Origin of the sequence: Phascolarctobacterium sp. Marseille-Q4147 (assembly GCF_017968825.1) — a bacterium.
GTDB lineage: Bacteria > Bacillota > Negativicutes > Acidaminococcales > Acidaminococcaceae > Phascolarctobacterium_A.
On sequence record NZ_CP072874.1, the window covers coordinates 1,949,559 to 1,970,738 of the forward strand.

14 protein-coding genes are annotated in these 21,180 nt (G+C 45.9%); 11 read left to right on the top strand and 3 right to left on the bottom strand.

All coding sequences use genetic code 11. The features are described from left to right. Positions 1-9: 9 nt before the first annotated feature. The 5 genes from KAH19_RS09060 to KAH19_RS09080 all read left to right on the top strand — a co-directional run bounded on the left by KAH19_RS09060 (position 10) and on the right by KAH19_RS09080 (position 8,894). Positions 10-1,047: an iron ABC transporter permease gene (locus KAH19_RS09060; protein WP_210684323.1), complete on the top strand. Its 1,038-nt coding sequence runs from the start codon at positions 10-12 to the stop codon at positions 1,045-1,047. 15 nt (positions 1,048-1,062) lie between these two features. Beyond that, positions 1,063-4,782 (top strand): cobaltochelatase subunit CobN, encoded by a 3,720-nt coding sequence (cobN, locus tag KAH19_RS09065; RefSeq protein WP_210684324.1) that lies wholly within the window; start codon positions 1,063-1,065, stop codon positions 4,780-4,782. Further along, positions 4,772-5,797 (top strand): radical SAM/SPASM domain-containing protein, encoded by a 1,026-nt coding sequence (locus tag KAH19_RS09070; protein ID WP_210684325.1) that lies wholly within the window; start codon positions 4,772-4,774, stop codon positions 5,795-5,797. The genes cobN (KAH19_RS09065) and KAH19_RS09070 overlap by 11 nt, the downstream gene beginning before the upstream one ends. 220 nt (positions 5,798-6,017) lie before the next feature. Continuing rightward, positions 6,018-6,788, top strand: coding sequence for a carbon-nitrogen hydrolase family protein (locus tag KAH19_RS09075; protein WP_210684326.1), 771 nt, complete (start codon positions 6,018-6,020; stop codon positions 6,786-6,788). Between the two features lie 165 nt (positions 6,789-6,953). After that, complete coding sequence (locus KAH19_RS09080; protein ID WP_210684327.1) at positions 6,954-8,894, top strand: TonB-dependent siderophore receptor; 1,941 nt, start codon at positions 6,954-6,956, stop codon at positions 8,892-8,894. A gap of 127 nt (positions 8,895-9,021) precedes the next feature. On the opposite strand, the gene KAH19_RS09085 is transcribed toward KAH19_RS09080, so the two are convergent. Then, the gene (locus KAH19_RS09085) at positions 9,022-9,855 is read right to left on the bottom strand and encodes a PD-(D/E)XK nuclease family transposase (protein ID WP_210684328.1); all 834 of its coding nucleotides are present in this window, start codon (positions 9,853-9,855) and stop codon (positions 9,022-9,024) included. Between the two features lie 341 nt (positions 9,856-10,196). On the opposite strand from KAH19_RS09085, the gene KAH19_RS09090 reads away from it, so the two are divergent. Beyond that, on the top strand, positions 10,197-11,174 hold the full coding sequence (locus tag KAH19_RS09090; RefSeq protein WP_210684329.1) for an ABC transporter substrate-binding protein: 978 nt from the start codon (positions 10,197-10,199) through the stop codon (positions 11,172-11,174). A 62-nt stretch (positions 11,175-11,236) separates the two neighbouring features. Here the strand turns inward: KAH19_RS09090 and KAH19_RS09095 are convergent, their stop codons facing one another. Then, positions 11,237-12,076: a MerR family transcriptional regulator gene (locus KAH19_RS09095; protein ID WP_210684330.1), complete on the bottom strand. Its 840-nt coding sequence runs from the start codon at positions 12,074-12,076 to the stop codon at positions 11,237-11,239. Positions 12,077-12,305: 229 nt separating this feature from the next. Between KAH19_RS09095 and KAH19_RS09100 the strand changes: the two genes are divergently transcribed. Then, positions 12,306-12,590 (top strand): hypothetical protein, encoded by a 285-nt coding sequence (locus KAH19_RS09100; protein WP_210684331.1) that lies wholly within the window; start codon positions 12,306-12,308, stop codon positions 12,588-12,590. Between the two features lie 51 nt (positions 12,591-12,641). On the opposite strand, the gene KAH19_RS09105 is transcribed toward KAH19_RS09100, so the two are convergent. Continuing rightward, positions 12,642-13,475, bottom strand: coding sequence for a MerR family transcriptional regulator (locus KAH19_RS09105; protein ID WP_210684332.1), 834 nt, complete (start codon positions 13,473-13,475; stop codon positions 12,642-12,644). Positions 13,476-13,642: 167 nt separating this feature from the next. Between KAH19_RS09105 and KAH19_RS09110 the strand changes: the two genes are divergently transcribed. From KAH19_RS09110 to cobN (KAH19_RS09125), 4 genes are all read left to right on the top strand, one after another. Further along, positions 13,643-15,577, top strand: a complete 1,935-nt coding sequence (locus KAH19_RS09110) for a TonB-dependent siderophore receptor (protein ID WP_210684333.1) — start codon at positions 13,643-13,645, stop codon at positions 15,575-15,577. A 101-nt stretch (positions 15,578-15,678) separates the two neighbouring features. After that, positions 15,679-16,449: a carbon-nitrogen hydrolase family protein gene (locus KAH19_RS09115; protein WP_210684334.1), complete on the top strand. Its 771-nt coding sequence runs from the start codon at positions 15,679-15,681 to the stop codon at positions 16,447-16,449. 11 nt (positions 16,450-16,460) lie between these two features. Beyond that, a complete protein-coding gene (locus KAH19_RS09120) occupies positions 16,461-17,405 on the top strand; it encodes an ABC transporter substrate-binding protein (protein ID WP_210684335.1) in 945 nt (314 codons plus the stop codon). Between the two features lie 18 nt (positions 17,406-17,423). Beyond that, positions 17,424-21,140 (top strand): cobaltochelatase subunit CobN, encoded by a 3,717-nt coding sequence (gene cobN / locus KAH19_RS09125; protein ID WP_210684336.1) that lies wholly within the window; start codon positions 17,424-17,426, stop codon positions 21,138-21,140. The last annotated feature ends 40 nt before the right edge of the window (positions 21,141-21,180 follow it).

Genomic DNA, 21,180 nt, shown 5'->3' on the forward strand with positions numbered 1-21,180 from the left:
TGTTTATAGATGATTATTAAACGTGAACGGAGTCCATTGGCTATTATTCTTTTAGCAGTTCTCTTAGTTGTTATTGCCTGTGTATCTCTAACCTTCGGTCAGATAGATGTGCCGGTAGGCAAAGCGTTGGCGGTTATCGGCACTCAGCTGAATCTGCCAGGCTTTACCGAGGCTGATTACACCAGAGAGCAGCTTGCCGTTATCTGGTATATCCGTCTGCCGCGTATGCTGGTAGGCGTGCTTGTAGGTGCGGCGCTGGGTATTTCCGGTGCTGTAATGCAGGGCATCTTCAGCAACCCGCTGGCAGACCCCGGCCTTATCGGTATTTCTTCCGGTGCTGCGACCGGCGCCGTGCTCTCTATTGCTTTAGGTGCAGCCTCCGGCAGCATGTTTGCTATGCCGGCCTTCGCCTTTTGCGGAAGTATCTGCGCTGTGTGCCTTACAGTATTCTTGGCGATGCGTAACGGCAAAATACCGGTTATGACGCTGCTTTTGGCAGGCGTTGCCGTAGGTATGCTTTTGGGTGCCATTACCTCCGGTCTGCTCACCTTTATGAACGAGCAGAAGCTGCAGCAATATCTGTTCTGGATGGTCGGCGGTCTTGATTACCGTCGCTGGGAGCACGTATATCTGGCAGTGGGACCGGTGTTGTGCGGCATTGTAATTATGTGCATGCTGGCGCGTCACCTGAACATTCTGGTGCTGGGCGAAACAGAAGCCAAAGCCGTTGGTATGCCTGTTACTGCTTTCCGCATGGGTCTGCTTTTCGTAGCTGCTATGACTACTGCTACCTCCGTTTGCGTCAGCGGCAACATCGGCTTTGTCGGCCTGGTTATTCCGCATATGATGCGTATGCTTATCGGTCCTGACCATCGCGTGCTTTTGCCTGCCAGCGCACTTGGCGGCGCAGCCTTTTTGGTATTCTGTGACTCGCTGGGACGCATTATTATGCCACCGGCAGAGGTGCGTGTAGGTATTATGACAGCGTTCTTAGGTACGCCGTATTTCCTGTATCTGCTGCGCAGAATGCAGAAGCAGTTCTTTTAAGATGAGGTAGAAATTATGAAGGTTATTTTCTTGACGAATGTTATTCGCCGCATGGGTATGATGCAGCAGACTATGGAAAAGCTGCAGCAGGAAGGCAAGCTGGATAATGCCTGCGCCTGCCGCTGGATTACCGATGCGACGGTTTGGGATGATAAATGGCACAAGGAGCTTGCCGGCTCTAAGCTGGTCATTATGAAATGGATGGGTACAGGCCTGGATACACCGTTTCTGCAGCGCTGCGTCAGCCTGCTGAAGCAGCTGCGCCTGCCCTTTTATATTGATGCTGCCGGTAGCAAGGAAGGCGAGCTGGCGCAGGGACTGACACCTGAGCAGCTTGCTGTTATCAAAAAATATTGTATGTTCGGCGGCGAAATAAACTATAGCAATCTGTGGCAATACCTGCAGCAGCTGCTGCAGGGTGAAGCAATAACGGTAGATGAGCCTAACCCGATTCACTGGTGCGGTATTTATCACCCGCGGGCGAAAAAGGTTTATACCGATTTAGCGGAATATCAGCGCGATTTTTGCGTCAGCGGCCGTCCGACAGCCGGCATTCTTTTTTACCGCGACGAATGGGTGTGGGGCGATTTGACCTACCAGACTGCGATGATAGAGGAATTGGAAGCACAGGGCGTAAACGCTGTCTGCGTTTTCAGCAATGGTATGCCGCTTGAAGAAATGGGCATGCCTAGTCTGACGCAGGTTTTCAACAGCTTCTTCTGTACGGCAGACGGTGTGCCTGCAATCGATGTGCTGCTGAACGTGATGAAGTTTTCCATGACTACCGGCGGTTCGATTAACCTTGATTATCTGAAAAAGTTTAACGTGCCGGTTTTGGCTGCTTATACGACAATTGCGCCCTTTGAGGAATGGAAGGACAGCTTTGAAGGCATGAACGCCATGGAGGTTTCTATCAGCGTTTCCTTACCGGAATTTGATGGTATTATCCATGGTGTGCCTGTAGCACATAAAAAAATTCTGGAAAACGGCGATGTGCGCTATCTGCCGAATGCGGAGCGTGTAAAGCGCATGGCTTCCAAGGCAAAGAAGTGGGCGATGCTGCGCCATAAGGCCAACAGCGAGAAGAAAATCGCCATTATCTTCCATAATTATCCGCCGCGTAATTCCAATATCGGCAGTGCTATCGGCTTAGATACAATCGAAAGCATCCGCCGCGTGCTGGCTGCTATGCGCGAGCGTGGCTATAAGGTTGATTGGATTCCGGAGGATACGAAGGAATTTATCAAACAGCTGACAGCAAATGCTACCAACGACCGCAGCATGCTGACGGAAAAACAGATTGACGCTGCTTTTAAAATTACGGGAGCGGAATATAAAGAATTCTTTGCGCTGATGGATAAAAAGGTGCAGGAGCAGCTGGTGAAGGACTGGGGCGAAGCACCGGGTTCTGTTATGGAATACGATGGCGATATCCTGGTGCCGGGAACGATGAACGGTAACGTTTTCGTAACGGTGCAGCCGCCGCGTGGCTTTGGCGAGGACCCGGAAAAGATTTACCACGATCCTTACGTTGCGCCGAGGCATCAATATCTGGCCTTCTACCGTTGGGTACGCGATGTGTGGCAGGCAGACGCTGTTGCGCATATCGGCACACATGGCAGCCTGGAATGGCTGCCGGGCAAGAATGCCGGCCTGGACTGCAGCTGCTATCCTGATTTGTCGCTGGGTGATTTGCCGAATATTTATCCCTATAACATCACCATTACGGGCGAAGGTATTCAGGCGAAACGCCGTGGTGCTGCCTGCCTGATTGAGCATCTGCCGGCACCGCAGACACAGGCGGGAGTGTATGACGAGCTGGAGGAGCTGGAAAAACTCATGGACGAATACGTACACTTCAGCAGCACACAACCGGATAATCTGCCGCGTCTGAAAGATTTAGTGTTGGAAAAAGTTGCTGAGGCCAATCTGCAGGACGAGGTTGCTTATGACGAGGAGAAACCTTTCGACGAATACGTGATGAATCTGCATAATTACATTACGGATTTGAAGAATATGGAGGTACACACAGGCCTGCATATTATGGGCCAGCCGCCGGAAAAGCAGCAGCTGGAGGATTATCTGTGGCTGCTGCTGCGTCTGGATAACGGCAACATCCCCAGTCTGACGCAGGCGATTGCTGCGCTGTATGGCTTTGATTATTACTATTTGCTGGAAAACAGCAGCCTGATATATGAACCGCTGAATATTACCTACGGTATGCTGATTGACCGCATTGCTGACCAGTGCCGTGAGCTGATTCGCTGCCTGCAGCAGCGTGACTTTGTGAAGGAAGCAGTTGCTGATGCTTTGCAGCTGCCTTGGGTGCAGCAGGCACCGGCGGAAAGCAGAGAAAAGCTGGAGCTGGTGTGCGACTATATTGTAGATACACTTTACCCCAATCTGCTTTTGACGAAGCAGGAAATTACCAATATGCTGCGTGGCTTTGAAGGCGAATATATTGAGCCTGGTCCGAGCGGTGCGCCCTCCAGCGGCGGTGCTGATTTGCTGCCGACAGGACGCAACTTCTACGGTGTAGACCCGCGCTGTCTGCCGACACCGGCGGCTTGGGAGATTGGCAAAACGCTGGGTGACCAGGTTGTAGAACGCTTTATTGCGGAAGAAGGCCATTATCCGGAAAATATCGGCATGGTCTTCTGGTCCGGCGCGAATATGCGCAGCCATGGACAGTGCATTGCCGAATTCCTCTATCTCATGGGCATCCGTCCCAAGTATCAGAGCGGCAGCCTGCGTATCAACGGTCTGGAGGTTATCCCGCTGATGGAGCTTAAGCGTCCGCGTATTGACGTTACGGCGCGTATCAGCGGCCTTTTCCGCGACACCATGCCTTCGGTAATGCAGGTAATGGACAAAGCTGTGCTGTTGGCAGCGGAGCAGGATGAGCCTGAGGATTTGAACTTTGTACGTAAGCATATTCAGGAGGACAGCAAGGAGCTGGAGCAGCAGGAGGGCATGGAGCACGCTGCTGCATGGCGTCAGGCAGCCTTCCGTGTCTTTGGTGATGCGCAGGGAACCTATGGCGCAGGTGTTGCGGCGCTGCTGGAAAGCAAGAACTGGGAAACCATTGATGATATTGCTGATGTTTATGTGCGTTGGGGCGGTCACGCCTACGGCGGCAAAACTAAAGGCAAATTTTTGCCGCAGCAGTTCCGCAAGCGCATGGGCAGTTTGGATATTACGATTAAAAACGAGGATAATCACGAAACCAATATGCTCAGCAGTGATGACTACAATGCATACCATGGCGGCATGATTGCCGCAGTACGTTCAATTAAGGGCAGTGCGCCGCGCTCCTATTGCGGTGACAGTACCGACAGGACGCGAGTAACGATGCACAGCGTGCAGGAGGAGGCTAAGCGCCTGTTCCGCAGTGAGGCCATCAATCCCAAGTTTATCAAGGGCATGATGCAGCATGGTTACAAGGGCGCTGCCGATATGGCCAACATGATTGCGCACAGTTTCCAATGGGACGCAACGAGCGCCGTTATGGAAGACTGGATGTACGAAAAATATGCTGAAAAGTATACCTTTGACCCAGCAGTACAGGAATGGCTGCGAGATGTGAACCCCTGGGCGCTGCAGCGCATGACGGAAATTCTGTTGGAGGCAGAGCAGCGCGGACTGTGGCAGGCTAAGCCGGAAACCAAGGAGGAGCTGCAAAAGCTCTATCTGGATATGGAAGGCGAGCTGGAGGACAGAGCAGATGAGCATTAAAATGTTGGTGCTGAGCCTGACCGGCCAGTGCAACTTTGCCTGCCGTTACTGCTATGCTGCCGAGCATGACCGCAGTATGATGTCACCGGAAACGGCGTTGGCAGCAGTCAAGCTGGCGGCAGCCGGCGGTGAACGCTTTGTTATTCAGTTCAGCGGCGGTGAGCCGCTGCTGAACTTTGCCTGCCTGCAGGCAGTTGCAGATTATGTGCATCAGGAAAAGCTGCCTGCCGTCCTGCAGCTGCAGACGAACGGTTCTTTACTTACCGATAAGATTGCGAAATATCTTTACAAAAGAAAGGTTGCTATCGGCGTAAGTCTTGACGGCAGGCCTGCGGTTAACGATAAGCTGAGGCTGAAAAAGAATGGCTACGGCGCGACCGGCGAGATTTTGAAAGGCATCGATGTTTTGCGCCGCAATAATATTGCCTGCGGCGTAACCTGCGTAGTGACGTCGGAAAACGTAGATACGCTGGAAGGCATCGTGGATTTTGCCTACTTTTTGGGCAACATCCGTAAAATCGGCTTTGACATCCTGCGCGGGCAGGGACGCGGACGCAATCTGCAGCCGCCGACGCTTGCAGCGATGCAGCAGGCTATGCAGCGCGTTTTTGCGCGTTGCGATGAGATGGCGAAGCTCACAGGAATGCGCATAGCGATTGCGCAGCAGGAGCGTGCACAGCTTTTGTGCAAGGATTGCAGTCTGACCTTCGGTCATTGCTACGCCATGAACGGTGAAGCAGCCTTTGTGGATGCCAAGGGTGATATTTACGCCTGCTCTTCACTGGTAGGCAATGCGGATTTTTACCTTGGCAATGTCTATAACGGTTTAGAGCCTGCCTTAGTAGAAAAAACTAAGCAGGTGATTGCCGAATCAATGGATTTTTGCCGCCAATGCGATGATTTTAAATTGTGCGGCGGCGGTTGCTTCGCGCGTTGGTATGGCTTCGAGGATAAGTCTGCCTATGGCGCGGAATGCAGCATGAAGCGTGAAGCGATAAAACGTATACATAAGTAAAGAAACGTCAGCGTCGGGTGCTTAACTAGGTATTCCGATTTGCTGACGTTTCTTCTTTGATAAATAACATGTTTAATGCTTGTTTTAACATAGAATAATGTGTTTCTACTTGCTTTTTTACAGAATGAAGCAGGTTTGGAGTATCTTTTGCTTGACTATATTCTTAGTATATACCATACAATAAAAATAGTGATTGTTTAGAATTTTCGGAGGCATTAGAATGAAAATTGCTTTATGTCATTTAGAGCTCAGCTGCGGCCCGCAGGAACACAATCTGCAGATATTGGAGCAGGCAGTGCGTATTGCTGCGGAGCAGGGAGCGGACTGGGTATTAACGCCGGAGGTGGCAGTACAGGGATATTATTTTTATCGTATAGATGAAAATGCTGTGGTAGCACCCCAACCGTCACCTGAGCTGGAGCCGTTGCGTAAATTGTGTTGCGAATATGGCATCACCCTCTTTTTAGGTTGTGGCGAATATGATGCTGCCTGTGATAAAAACTTTAATAGCTGCTTGGTCTTCGGACCGGATGGCGAGCTGATTGGCCGCCACCGCAAGCTGTTTGGCGAGTGCTTGGGAGCAGAGGCCTGGGCGCGCAAGGGTGACAGCTTTACCGTGCTTCCCTGCAGTGGCCTGCAGACAGGCGTGTTGGTGTGCGCTGATTTGTGGTTCCCGGAATATTACGAGGGCACTAAGGCGCAGGGTGCAGAAATAATTGTCGATGTAGCTGCCTGGCCACCGACGCAGGTGTGCGGCAATCCGCTGCCCGCCTGGCTGCATGCATCTAAGGTAACTGATGTGGCGGTGATTGTCTGCAACCAGACAGGTTCGCCGGAGTGGATGGATATGAGTGTGGGGCAAAGCGTGGTTATCGACCAGGGCGAGCTGAAGCTGGCCTACAGCGGTGAGCCGGCGGTCCTGCTTTTTGATTATGATGCAGATGCCAAGCGTGTGCAGTCGCTGGCGTATGATGTTCATTATATAAAGTAAGTAAATAAATACTTGTAGTGGCATAATACCACGTATTTGCCGTTGACGAGTGAATAATGACCAGATAAACTGATAGATGAGAGAAAGGTAGCTTTGCCGTGCGCCTGTCTTGGAAGTATAGAGGCGGATGGTTTGCTATAAATTTTTTTAAGGTGGGTTTAGAGTATGAAAAAGGTTCAAAGCTTACGTAATGCTGTATTGGTGTCCTTGCTTGCAGGTACAACTGTAGTATGGGGGGGCACAGCGTTTGCACAGGAGGATTTGCAGGAGTTCGCGCTGGAGGATATGGTGGTAACGGCTAGCCGTGTGCCGACACAGAAGGTTGATACACCTGCGAATATCAATGTTATTACTAGAGAAGAAATTGCTGACCAAAATTATGCCAGTGCTTCTGATGCATTAAGAGCAATTCCCGGCGTTAATGTATTAGGCAGTGGTGCTAAAGGCTCCTCCATGGGACAGGATAAAATTCTGCTCAATGGTGATGACAGAGTCTTGGTATTGGTTGACGGACGCAGAATGAACCTTGGCAGCAGTGGTAACAGCAGTGCAGATTGGTTGCCTCCTGTCAATGCAATCGAGCGTATCGAAGTACTTAAGGGCGGCGGTTCTGCTCTGTATGGTACTGATGCAGTTGGCGGCGTAATTAACGTCATTATGAAAAAAGGCAGTGAGATTGGCAATCATGTTACTGTTAAAGCTGCAGGCGGCAGCTGGAATGCCGAGCAGTACGCAATTTCTGCCAGCGGTAGTAACGACAGTGGCTTAGGTCTTATTGTTTCTGCGACCAAAGAACGCAGAGGCGAATATAAATTTAAAAATGCTAACGGCAAATCTCAATTGCTGAAGAACTCCGGTTATGATGATACCGGCGTAATCGTTAAGCTGGATCAGAAGGTCGGCGAGGACAACCGTATTGGTGTTAACTTTGAGCATATCAATGCCGAAGGCGGTTCTCCGTTCGGTTATTACGGCTTTGGAACAACCGACAGTCATAAACGTATCAGCAATAACGTTGCTTTGCGTTATGATTGGAATGAAAGCAGCGATGAAAAAGGCTATATTCAAGTATATAAAAACTACCAGCATGCAAATTTCAGATCTCCTGATGCAAGCAAACAATCCAACTTTACCGATTCCACAATGGGTATCGAAGCACAGCAGAATTTTAAGTTCAGTGAAACAGATGAATTAACTGTTGGTATGGAATATTACAAGACTACGGTAGATAATACAGCATTGTATACCGGTGAACGTGATATTAATAACAAAGCAATTTTTGCAGAAAACAGATGGGAGTTTGCTCCGACCTGGCAATTAAATACAGGCTTGCGTTATGATCATCACAGTAAGTATGGCAGTGAGGTTACTCCTAAGGTTGCTTTAAACAAAAAGTTTGATGAGAACAGCAATGTTTACTTATCTTGGGGACGTGTGTTTAATGCACCTACTACAGATGACCTGTTCTGGCATCAGGTAGATTCTAATCAGTGGGGAACTTTTTATACTTACGGTGATCCTAATCTTAAACCTGAAAAAGGTTATGTTTGGACGTTTGGTGGTAATACCAAGTTGAATGAAAAAACAAGTTTATCTGCTAACGTATTTTATAGTAAGATAACAGATGCTATAGATTGGGATTATACATCGGTACAAAATTATACTTTAGCAGTTAACGTTAACAAAGAAAAACGTCGTGGTTTGGAATTGAGCCTGAATCATGATTTTGATGATAACTTATCTGCGTATGCTTCTTATACCTATGTTCAGGTTAAGCAGGATAAAGGTAAAGGATTTACCAAAGATTTGACTACTAAGCCGAATATTTATCGTGCAGGCTTGAAGTATAAGAATGCGGATTGGCTGTTTACTTTGAACGCAAATGCTGTTACCGGACAATCTGAAAAGAATTTTATAGACAGCAGCTATTTCACCTTAGATATTGGTGCACAGTATAAGATTAACGATAATGCTAAGCTGTTTATTAATGGCTATAATCTTACGAATGCACGCTATGCCGAATTCGGTGGCTTGTACAAAAACGGCGAAGCAAGATACCCTATGGCAGGACGTTCCTTCATCATCGGCGCAGAATACACATTCTAATAGCATAACAGTTTAACCCTTAAGGCGGCGCACTGCGCCGCCTTTTTGACGTGTGGGGGAGCATAGAGTGCAAACAAAAAGCCGTGCGCGTAGCGCACGGCAATAAAGGCAAAAGCATATTTAATGTTTAAGCATTATTAAGCTCTGCTTGCAGTTCCAAAATCTTGCTCATAGGCAGGTTAGTAAATTCCGCAATATCTTGAAGCGAATTATTTCCTTTTAAAAGCATACGTTTTGCTGCAGCGTAGTTGGCAATAGCTTCGCCTTCAGCTTTACCTTCACTATAAATTTTTTCAGTAAATTCACACATGGCGGCTTTCCCCTCCTTCGTAGACTTTAGGTAATTGACATGTTTAGATAATTTCCCTTGACTCAAGTCATCTGCTTCCGCAGTCTTAAAATACTGCATTAGTTTGGCAATCGAAGAGCCATCATTAACTTCTGCGTTAATGTAATACATATGCAGACCATCATCGTATTTCATCGGTAAATTGTTAAGGCGTTTGTTTACACAGTAACAGGTACAACCTAAATGCCAAATATCAGGCTCGGTTATGTAAAACATATATAAATCGGGAACGCTTTTATATTTTTTGTCCTTGCCCTTTGGCAAATAGCTACCAATGATGCTCGAAGAATAGTACAGCATGCGTCTAGCATGGTCAATTTTACCATCGCTTTTTTGAATTTCCATTTCGTAGAGCTTATTGTTTGCATCTTCTACAAGAACATCCATAATAATATCCTTGGATGCAAATTTGTTAATGACCATTTGAGTACGATTTTCCTTAATGACCAGTGAATCGATGCCGGAAAGGATACGTAAAACATGTTCGCAGGCACCTGAATCAGTAAAGACCATTTTAGCCATTGCATCACTGAATAGGTTCAGTTGTTTGGCCTTTTCAATAAGCCTTTCGCGATTGCGGATGAGGCTTTCCGGGTATTGTTTGGAACTCATACTTTCCTCCTTTAATTATAACACACAAGTAATGAAAAATATATAAGATGGTAGGACTGGCTTAATTTGCAATAGGAAGAGATATAAAAAAAGGCGTTTGCCGAAAGCTCGACAAACGCCACTGGTTCTCACAACCAGGCATGACCTCCGTTGGAAAACGGCTACCCATGCAACTAAAATAATTATAACATACAGTTAAAATAAAAACAAGCGTTTCCTTTTCTTTGTTCTTGACTATCATAGCGCTATATACTTTATAATATAAATTACTGTATTATCGGCATTACTGCATATAAGTCAATACTGTTGAAATAAAATGATGAGAATAGAGGCATTGAAGCATGAAGAAAATTTTTTGTTTACTGCTGTTGCTGCTGCTTTTGGTCACAGGCTGCGGACAAGGCAGCGGCGGTAAAGACGCTGCCGCAGGCGGCAGCTACACTGTAACTGACGAGCATGGAACAGTGACTACGTTCAAGCAGGCACCGCAAAAGGTGCTGACGTTGGCGCTCAGCAGCGATGGCATAATTATGGGCCTGGGCATGGAAGATAAATTGGTTGCCGTCAATTATCTTGCCGATGATCCGGTAAGCTCCAATATTGTAGAGCAGGCTAAAAAAATTCAGCATAAAATCAAAAACCCTTCGGCAGAAGAGGTGCTGGCGCTGAAGCCGGACGTAGTCTTTGCCTACGATTGGAGCGACATGAACCGTGTCGAAAATTTGCGCAACCTGGGCATGAACGTTGTCGTCCTTAAAGGACCGGCGACTATTGAAGATATCAGGCAGAACGTGCGCACTATTGCCAAAGCTATGCACGCCGATAGTAAGGGAGAAGAACTGGTGAAGCTGATGGACAGCAGGCTGGCGCAGGTGAAGCAACAGGTTGCAGCGCTCAAACTACAGCAACCGAAGAAAATCGTACTTGTTTCGCTGATGAGCTCCTATGGCGGCAAGGGATGTATTTTTGACGACATGTGTAAGGAAGCAGGCGTTATCAATGGCGTTTCTGCTGCAGGACTTAAAAACGGGCAGCAGGTTACAAAGGAAATGCTGGTGAAAATAAATCCTGATTTACTGATAATGCCGGTATACAATGACCATGGCAATTTTGATATCAAGAAATATAATCGGGAATTTTTGGATGATCCGTCACTGCAGACTATGCGCGCCATTAAAAATAAGCAGTTGTTTTATCCCAACGAAGGTTATATCTACAACTGCTCGCAGGACGTAGTCTTCGGCGTACAGGAAATCGCCCATGCTGCCTACGGCGAAGCCTTCGCTATGCAGGGCGTGCAGCATTTAAGGGTGAAGTAGCAAGCGTAAGATAAAAAAACTGCACCAATCAGCATTAAATACGATGCTGGTTGGTGCAGTTTTTAATTTTCATCAGGTTCTACCCGCAGAGAAATCTGGTAGATATATTCTTCAGGCTCAGGTGTTAACCAATGATTTTTCAGTGGCATAATATAAAGATTGTCTACGGCGTGCAGTTTATTACGCTGCATATAAGCTTTAAAAAGCTCTGCCAGCTCCTGTACATGCTCACGGAATGTTCCCTTAAAACGTTGCGTCATATAAAGTCCGGTAGGGCGGGTGTAGCATTCCATTTTGCCGTGGTAATCCGGATTAACGCTGGAAAAGTAAGCCAGCGGTCGGCTGTATTCACCTGCCAAAAAGCAATCCTTGTCTGCTACCCAGCCGACAGCTTTTTCCTTGAAGTGTTCCTTGGAAAAAACCTTCAGGTTATGTCTGGCAAGAATTTTAATGCTTTCGTCGCCGCTGCATTCCGGCGGCACAGGACTGAGCAGGAATCGCTTGGTGCGGCGGAAGGTGACGGTTATCTGGTCAAGCCGGCTTTCACGAATTTTATCCAGCTGCTGAAAAACAACGTGGATGTTTTTGCGTATTTTTTCGTTACGTGCAATAATTTCTTCGCATTCCCGGTCCTTGGCCTGCAAAATAGTCTGCAGACTGTGAATACTGCGTTCTTCCAGATATTCCCGAATTTTGGAAATAGGTATTCCCAGCTTGCGCATATTTAAGATAATTTCTAACAATAAATACTGTTTGAGAGAGTAATGGCGGTAGTTATTTTCGGAAATGAATTCCGGGGACAGAACGCCCATTTTATCGTAGTATAGCAAGGTCTGCTTAGGCAGCTCAAAAAGATCTGCTAGCTCGCCTGCTGTATAGTAAAGCTTAGGATTTTTACTCATAATGTATCACCTTAGGTATTTAACGCAATATATTGCGTAATAGTTATGTTTATTATAACATTTATTAGTCAGATAGTGAAGTTGGGGGAGAAAAGAGAGGCTTTGCTTTTCGCGATTTTGGCTCAATATTATCCAAAATAGTTTTATGAAAAAAGTGCTTTACTCTACTATGAGTATATACCGTAGAATATACTTGTCCAAAAAATAAATACAGAGGAGAGGATAAGATATGTCACACCCGGAATATGTTTTACCTAATACACCCCACGCAGGCTATCGCTATAAAATGGCCATGAAGCATGTTGAGGCTGCAAAAGCTGCAGGCAAATCAGTAGAAGAAATTCATGAGATTTTCAATAGTGTCATGAATTATGATATCGATAATCTTCCTGATGATGCAGCGCACAAAAATTATAAAAATGCCGTCGAACAGGCCAAAGCTGCTATGGCGGAAGGAAAATCCGATAAAGAAGTGCACGAGCTGTTTCAAAAAGTGTTAAGCGAAGCAAAATAATGACGAATAAGCCCCTAAAGTAATACGATGATTACTTTAGGGGCTTGTTTTTTAGAGATAATCTACAGGTATCATTATTTTTACAATATATTTTGTATAATCAGCAGTAGACCAATAATTCCTTAATTGTTCAATATACACATCGTCGACTATTGTTAAAGCGTTGCGTTCAATGAATGCCAAAAGCTTTTTGAAAGAGTATTCGTATTGTGTATGGAAACCGTTGGGAGTATAAATGGAGGCGTATAGGCCTGCTTTTTTTATTTGCACGTCGGTGTATTCATCAGGATGGGATATACGGGTATAAAGATGTGACATTGCTAAAAAATTGCCTTGCTGCAGAGCGTCCTTAGGCAGGATATATCCCATCAGATATTCGTTTAACAATTCGCTGCTGGCGAAAGGGTAGTTATGTTTGGCAACCAACTTTATTTTTTCTTTAAGGGAGCTTTTCGGGATAGAGAAAGGTGTTGCTATATAATATTCTTCGGCTTGCTCTTCCAAAGTAATCTTATCAGTAGTAACATTTTTAATTTTTTCAAGGTGATTGATTTTTGTCTGCAGATTAGCAATGTTGCGTTGCATAATATCAATCTGTACCTGGTATTCTGTTTGTTTGCGTTTGTAAAAAAGCTGCAAGGCATTAACATCCCTGTTTTGGATATAATCGGCAATTTCTTTCAGGGGGATTCCCAGTTTACGCATGTTGATTATAATATCAAAAATAAAATATTGCTCTAATGAGTAATAACGATAGCCGTTTTCGTCAATATAAGACGGCTTAAGGATATTATTACGTTCGTAATAGAACAACGTTTGCTTAGAAAGCTTGAAAAGAGAGGCAAACTCTCCTATGGAGAAATATTTTTCTGCTAATTTATTCATAACTTCACCTATTCTTGGAAAACCGCTTGACTATACTATGGGTATATACCTTAGAATTCTTAATGATAAACAGAGCAATTAGACTTTGAATTCTATATATAATTAAAATGCTTGTCGTAGTTTTTGTCAAGAGCTGCTCTGTTGAATTTGAAGATGAGGTGTTATTTGTGAAGAAAGGTTCTAAAGGATTATTGATGTGCATGCTGATAACCGGTATTTGTGCCGGAAGCGCACAAGGTGTATTTGCCGAAGAAAAAATAGGCGAATTTAACCTTGACCAAATGGTTGTTACTGCCAGCAGATTGGAAGAAAGCAATTTTGAAGCGAATGCTAACGTAAATGTCGTTACACGCAAGGATATTGAAGAAAAGCATTATCAGACGGTAAGTGACGCACTGCGTGCTGTTCCCGGTGTTGCTATCCAAAACTACAGCGCTACCGGTGCTAACTATTCTGCCGACTACTTATATGTTAACGGTACCAGCCATGTTCTTGTTCTGGTAGACGGACAGAGAGCTAACACCAATGGTTCTACATTTAGCGTATTTCAGCCTTCCGAAGTAAGCAATATGGATAATATTGAACGTATTGAGGTGCTGAAGGGCTCCGCTTCTACCCTTTACGGCAGTGATGCTGTCGGTGGCGTAATCAATATTATTACCCGTAAGCCTAAAGCCGGCGGCGCTACTACAAAAATTTCCGGCGCTTGGGGCAGCTATGGCAAGAAAACCTATAATGTTTACAATGAAGGTATGACTAAAGGCGGCTTCTATTGGACTGTTAACGGTCAGACCGATAAAATGGATAACTATAAGGATGGTCATGGCAATTCCACTCCCAACAAAATCGACAGCAAGAGCTATGGCGTAAAGCTGGGCCAAAAATTTGACGATAAAGCTGATATTAATGTTTCTTATTCTCGCTACAAGCTGGATTACGGCAGACCGGAAACAGCTTCGTCCATGATGGGACCGACTGTTTTTACCGGCGGTATGACTGATGGTAAAAAAGACAATACAAAATATACTGTTGCTTTTGATTATAAATTCAACGATAAGCTGAGCAACAGACTGACATATTTCTCCCGTACATCAGACCTGGATGATGACACGAACCATCCGGCTTCTCTTTGGCTGATGCGCGAAAAAACCTGGGGTTTCTCGGATCAGCTGACATACGCAAACGGTAATCATACCATTATCGGTGGTTATGATTACTATAAAGATGCTATGAACAAATATCAGGATCAGTATACGCCTAACATGACCGGTACTGTAGATAACAAGGCTTTCTTTATTCAGGATCAGATGCAGTTTGGCGCTTGGGGCTTTACTCCCGGTGTGCGCTTCTCCAAGCATTCCGAGTATGGCAACAAGACCACAGGCAGCGGCGTGCTTTCCTATAAATTTAATGATCTGACCAACATGTATGTATCTTACAAGGAATTTTTCCGCGCTCCGTATATGTATGAGCTGTACAACCCGTTCTATGGCAGTGAAAAGCTAAATCCGGAAGAGGGCGAAACCAAGGAAATTGGTCTTAATACACGTATTGATGACAAGACTACCTTCTCCGCACATTATTTCCGTACTGATTCCGATAATCTTATCGGCTTCAATAATGTTACCTGGAAGTATTACAATGCAGGTGCAGAAACGATTAAGGGCTGGGATGTTCAGCTGACTAAAGCTTTTGATGATCACTTCAGCGCTACTGCTGCGTATACACATACATATATTCCGGCAGCCTCTGCAGCTGTTAATCCTAACCGCAATGGCTACATTCCTAAAGGTCAATATGATTTGACATTTAATTATGACGATACTAAATTTAACGGCAGCCTGAATATTAAAGGTATCGTAGACCGTCCCGGCAGTAAATCTAATGTGGCGCAGGTTTTAGATACCTATAAGAGCATCTGGACTGCAAATCTTGCTTTGAACTATAAGCCTGTTAAAGGCATGAATGTATTCTTTAAGCTGAACAACATCTTTGACCGCATGTATACGGATATGACTTATGATATGCGTAATCCTGGCGGCGATGGCTGGTATTCACAACCGGGCCGTAACTTTGTTGCAGGTGTAGAATACACCTTCTAAGAGCTTAATCTTTTTTCTCATACACCAGTGGTGGCATAGGCATACATAACGCTTATGCCACCACACCTATATACAGACGTTTTCGGAGAGGGGGCTTGAATTTGAAAATAGCTTTTTTGCATTTTGCATATTGCTGCGGACCGCAAGCGGATAATGCGAAGAAAATTTTACAGGGGATGAAGCTGGCGGCACAGTATGGCGCAAGCTGGGTACTGACGCCGGAAATGGCGTTGCAGGGTTATTATATGATGCGCAGCGATAAGCAGTTTCAGCTTGCTTCGCTGAAAAATAAGCTTTTACAGGAGTTTATGGAGGCTTGCAGGCACTACAAGCAAAGGTTGTTTTTGGGCTGTGGTTTTGTCGACGAAAAAACGCCGCGTAACAGCTGTGCAATTATTTCGCCGGACGGAACCTATTATAATCGTCACGATAAAACGAAGGTTGTGCCATGGATAACGGAAAACTGGGCACATCCCGGAGAAAAATTTGAGGTTTGGAATTTAGAAGGTATTAATACCGGTGTTATGGTCTGTGCGGATGCATATTTTGCTGAGCACGGAGAAAAAATTGCCGAGCAGGGAGCAGAGCTTGCTGTAGTTGTTGCTGCCTGGCCGCCGGGAGGACATGCAGGACCGCCGGAGGAGGCGTGGAAGCGTTTGAGCCGTTCAGCTAACGGTATTCCTGTGCTTATCTGTAATCAGACGGGTACGGAAGGCATGGACTGCAGCCGTGCGCAAAGTGCTGTTATTTGCAATGGTGAAGTACTTTTTACTTATGAAGGACGCGAGGCAGTGCTGATCATAGATTTTGATGAAGAAAAGAAACAAGTTTTGTCTACAGAATTTGTAACAATAAATTTGACAGATATTTAAGGTGAATAACAGTGAAAAAACTAGCAGTATTTTTTATTTGTGTAATTATAGCATGCTGCTCCTGCCTGGGGTGCGGCAATGATAAGCCGGAAGGCAGTGGAACGAGAGTTGTTAAGGACGCCAAGGGCTATGAGGTAAAGGTACCTGCACATCCTATGCGGATAGTTTCCTTTTCCATCAGCTGTGATGAAATTTTACTTGGCTTGGTGGAGCCGGAGCGAATTGCTTCTGTCAGCTATCTTTGCGACGATGCAGGAATTTCGCATGTTGTGGAAAAAAGCAAGGCGGTTAAAGAGCGTATTAAGGGCACGCCAAGTGTAGAGCGTATCATGGCCTTAAAGCCCGACCTTGTCATTTTGGGCGACTGGTGGACACCTGACTGCATTCAGACTATCCGCGATATGGGAATTAGCGTATATGTTTATAAAACACCGTATACAGTGGCAGATATAAAAAAAGCTGTTCGCGAGATTGCCGATGTTGTGGATGCTAAGCAGCAGGGAGAAGCTGTGATTAAGGAATATGATGCTAAAATCGCCAAGGCACAAGCTGTTATCAAGGCTGCTGACATCAAACAGCAGAAAAAGGTTGTTGTGATGTCAGGTCATGGTGTGATCGGTACTAAAGGCTCGCTTTTTGCCGATATCTGCAGATATGCGCAGGTTGATAATTGTATGGAGCAATTGCAGACAGGGCAGAATACCACAGTTTCCAAGGAATTTATTGTTCAGTGCAATCCTGATGTCATTATTATGCCGGGATGGAACGGTGCTCCTACTCATACACTGGAAACAGAAAAGGAATTACTCAATGACCAGTCTTTACAAAGCGTCAAAGCAATTCAAAATAAAAATCTGGTAACGCTGTCCGGCCAGGATATGTATTGTGTGAGCCAATATGTTGCCGACAGTGTTTTGGCTATTGATAATCTGGTGTATCCTGAATATTTTAAGTAAGCTGAGAGGAGCAGGGAGATGGCAGAAATTATTTTTGTGACCAACATGGAACCCCATTATGTTGGTATGCGTGATGCTTTAAATACCATAGAGGACAAAGAAATCAGCAATGCTGTAGAAGTAATCCAAATCAACGACAGTGAGCAGTGGAACGGCTATTGGAAGCAAAAGCTGCAGGGAGCAGGCTTTTTCTTTTGCACTTGGATGGGAACAGGCCTGAGCTGTGATTATCTGAAAAAAGCCTCTGCCTTTTTACAACAGAAGAAGCTGTGCCATCTTTTTGATATCATTGACCCCGGTGATGATAAGATGGATTATGGCCTGCAGGAGGAGCAAAAGAGCCTGCTGAAGCAATATCTGGCCTGTGGTGGTCTGAAGAATTATCAGAATCTGTGCTTATATCTTGTTGCTGCCTTTACACAGCAAAAGGCAGCTTATAAGCTGCCGGAACAGCTGCCCTGGTGCGGAATCTATCATCCTGAATTTAAGCATGAGTTTGTTGAGCTTGATGAATATCTGGCAAAACATTATGACAGCAGCAAGCCTACCGTGGGCTTTATTTTTTCGCGTGAGGATTGGCTTTGGCAACGGCTTGCTTATCAAAATGAGATTATCCGGGCAGTGGAAGCACAAAATTGTAATGTTATTGCTGTGTTCAGTACTACGATGCCGAATGAAAAGACCGGTGCTGTCAGCCTGGCAACAGCATTTGAAAGGTTTTTCTATAAAAACGGCCGACCTTGTATTGACGTGCTGATAAATCCGTTTGTTTTTTCGTTGACAGTAACAGGCTTTTTAAAGCTGCGGGATTTGCAGCAGCTGGGAGTTCCTGTGCTGCAGATAGTAAATACATATATGCCTTATAAATGGTGGCAGCAGAGCATGGTCGGACTGACACCTAATGAGGTTTCCTATGCTGTGTGCATGCCTGAATTTGACGGAGCTCTGCATTCTGTGCCGGTTTCCACCAATGAGAAACGTGAGGACGGTACACATTACCGCATGCCGCTTGCAGACCGCATTGATATGCTGGCAAGAAAGGCGCGCAAGCTTGCAACGTTGCGTTATAAAAAGCCTTGTGATAAAAAAATAGCGATAGTTTTTCATAATTATCCGCCGACCAATTCCAATATCGGCAGCGCTGCCAGTCTGGATTCGATTGAAAGCGTACGCCTGCTGCTGGAGGAAATGCAAAAGCAGGGCTACAGGCTGGATAATATACCGACAGACAGTCAGGCCTTTGTAAATGATATTACGGCACATGCTACCAATGACAGACGCTTCATTTCGGAGGCGTTATTGGAAACAGCTGATGGTAAGCTGGAAAAGCTGGACTATAAAAGCTTTTATGAGCAGCTTCCGGCAAAAACACAGGAGCAGCTTTTGCGTGACTGGGGCGAAGCGCCAGGTGATGTTTTCCGTTACGGCGACGTGCTGATTGTTCCCGGTATGCTCAACGGCAATATTTTTATTACGGTTCAGCCTCCGCGCGGCTTTGGTGATGACCCAGGAAAGATATACCATTCGCCGGATTGCGCACCGACACATCATTATCTTGGCTTTTATCACTGGCTGCGTGATATCTGGGGCGCGGATGCCATGATTCACGTAGGAACGCACGGAAATTTGGAGTGGCTGCCGGGAAAGGGCAATGCTATGAGCAATGCCTGCTATCCGGATATCTGTACAGGTGATATCCCTAACATCTATCCCTATTGGATTACCTGTACCGGTGAAGGCATTCAGGCAAAACGCCGCAGTGCTGCCTGCCTGATAAGCTATTTGTCTGCGCCGATGAGTGTTTCCGGTACTTACGAAGAACTAGCTGATTTGGAAAATCTGTTGGAGGAATATTGTCATTTTAAAAATGATGATGCTGCCGCCGCGGGTATGGACAGCATCAAGGAAATGATTCGCAGTAAAGCTGCAGAGTGCAATCTTGATGAGGATGTTCCGGAAAGCGAAGCAGAGAATTTTGATGATTATATCGGCAAGCTGCACAACTTTATTACGGATTTAAAGAATATGCAGATAAGTACAGGCCTGCATGTTTTGGGTGTGCCTCCGGAGGGAGAAGAGCTGCTAGAATATCTGCTGGCATTGACGAAGCTGGATAACGGCAAGGTGCCGTCGTTGATGAAAAACCTTGCTGCTATGCATGGGCATGATTACTATGAGCTGATGGAGCACAGCGAGCAGATGCTGGCTGATGGCAGCATGACCTATGGTATGCTTTTGGACAAAATACGCGAGCAGGCAAGAGAAGCTATCTTGATTTTGCAAAAGAATTCCTTCGATGCTGCTAAAATTGAAGAAGTATTTACCTTATCCTGGGCGAAGGACTTACAAGGGGAAATGCGGGATAAGCTGCTGCAATCTGTGACGTATATCTGCGAGCATATTGCGCCCAGTCTGCTTTTGACTACATTGGAGCAGGAAAATACTTTAAACGCATTAAACGGCAAATATATTGACCCTTGTCCCAGCGGTGCGCCTACAAGCGGTGGCGCTGATTTGCTGCCTACGGGACGCAATTTTTACAGTATCGACCCGCGCTGCCTGCCGACGAAGCCTGCTTGGGAAATTGGTAAGCAGATGGCAGAGGATGTTATCGGCAGATTTATTGAAGAAGAAGGACGTTATCCGGAAAGCGTCGGTATAATTTTGTGGGCTACGAGTAATTTGCGTAATCACGGACAATGCGTTGCCGAATTTTTATATCTGATGGGCTTGCGCCCTGTATGGCAGCCGGGAAGCCAACGTGTTATTGATTTGGAGGTTATTCCTTTGGAGGAGCTGCAGCGTCCGCGTGTAGACGTAACAGGACGCATCAGCGGTCTCTTTAGGGACAGTATGCCCGGAAGTGTCATCTGGCTGGATGATGCTGCGCAGAGAATAGCATCGTTGGATGAGCCGACTGAGCTGAACTTTGTGCGTAAGCATGTACTGGAGGAAGCAGGCGAGCTGGAAAAATCAGGCTTGGATAAGCAGGCGGCCTGGAGACAGGCATCGTATCGTGTGTTCGGCGATCCTCCGGGAGCACATGGAGCAGGTACAGGCGCTGTTTTAGAAGCGAAAAATTGGGAAACGATTGATGATATTGCCGCAGTATATACCAGATGGGGCGCACATGCTTATGGTAAGGGCAGTGAAGGCACATATATGCCGGAGGTCTTTAAAAAGCGTATGGCGCAGATAGATATTACGGTGCAAAATGTTGACCACAGGGAATCTTCGATGCTCAGCGGTGATGATTATAATAATTATCGCGGTGGTATGATTGCAGCGGTTCGAAGCTATAAGGGAAGTATGCCGCGAAATTATGTCAGCGACAGCTCTGACAGAAGCAAGGTACAGCTGCGCAGTCTTACAGAAGAGCTGAAGCGCTGGTTCCGCGGAGAGGCGATGAATCCCAAATATATAGCAGGCATGAAAAAGCATGGCTATAAGGGCGCCGGTGATTTGGCGACATATGTTGCGGTAAGCTATCAGTGGGATGCAACCAGCGATATCATGGAAGACTGGATGTATGAAAAATATGCGGCCAAGTATGCCTTGGATAAGGATATGCAGCAATGGATGCAGGAGGTAAATCCGTGGGCGCTGCACCGTATTACAGAAGTTTTGCTGGAGGCGGAGCAGCGTGGTATGTGGCAGGCTAATCCGGAAACGAAGCAGGCCTTGCAGGAGCTGTTTTTGTCAATGGAGGGCGAGTTGGAAGAACGGGGAGAGTAATTTTTTCTTGACTATATGAACAGTATATAGTTTATACTCG

Bases quoted from the DNA above. Each gene is read 5' to 3' on its own strand.
- KAH19_RS09075 (WP_210684326.1), top strand. From the start codon at position 6,018: ATGAAAATTGCTTTATGTCATTTAGAGCTCAGCTGCGGCCCGCAGGAA.
- KAH19_RS09080 (WP_210684327.1), top strand. From the start codon at position 6,954: ATGAAAAAGGTTCAAAGCTTACGTAATGCTGTATTGGTGTCCTTGCTT.
- cobN (WP_210684336.1), top strand. From the start codon at position 17,424: ATGGCAGAAATTATTTTTGTGACCAACATGGAACCCCATTATGTTGGT.
- KAH19_RS09070 (WP_210684325.1), top strand. From the start codon at position 4,772: ATGAGCATTAAAATGTTGGTGCTGAGCCTGACCGGCCAGTGCAACTTT.
- KAH19_RS09105 (WP_210684332.1), bottom strand. From the start codon at position 13,475: ATGAATAAATTAGCAGAAAAATATTTCTCCATAGGAGAGTTTGCCTCT.
- KAH19_RS09090 (WP_210684329.1), top strand. From the start codon at position 10,197: ATGAAGAAAATTTTTTGTTTACTGCTGTTGCTGCTGCTTTTGGTCACA.
- KAH19_RS09095 (WP_210684330.1), bottom strand. From the start codon at position 12,076: ATGAGTAAAAATCCTAAGCTTTACTATACAGCAGGCGAGCTAGCAGAT.
- KAH19_RS09085 (WP_210684328.1), bottom strand. From the start codon at position 9,855: ATGAGTTCCAAACAATACCCGGAAAGCCTCATCCGCAATCGCGAAAGG.
- cobN (WP_210684324.1), top strand. From the start codon at position 1,063: ATGAAGGTTATTTTCTTGACGAATGTTATTCGCCGCATGGGTATGATG.
- KAH19_RS09100 (WP_210684331.1), top strand. From the start codon at position 12,306: ATGTCACACCCGGAATATGTTTTACCTAATACACCCCACGCAGGCTAT.
- KAH19_RS09060 (WP_210684323.1), top strand. From the start codon at position 10: ATGATTATTAAACGTGAACGGAGTCCATTGGCTATTATTCTTTTAGCA.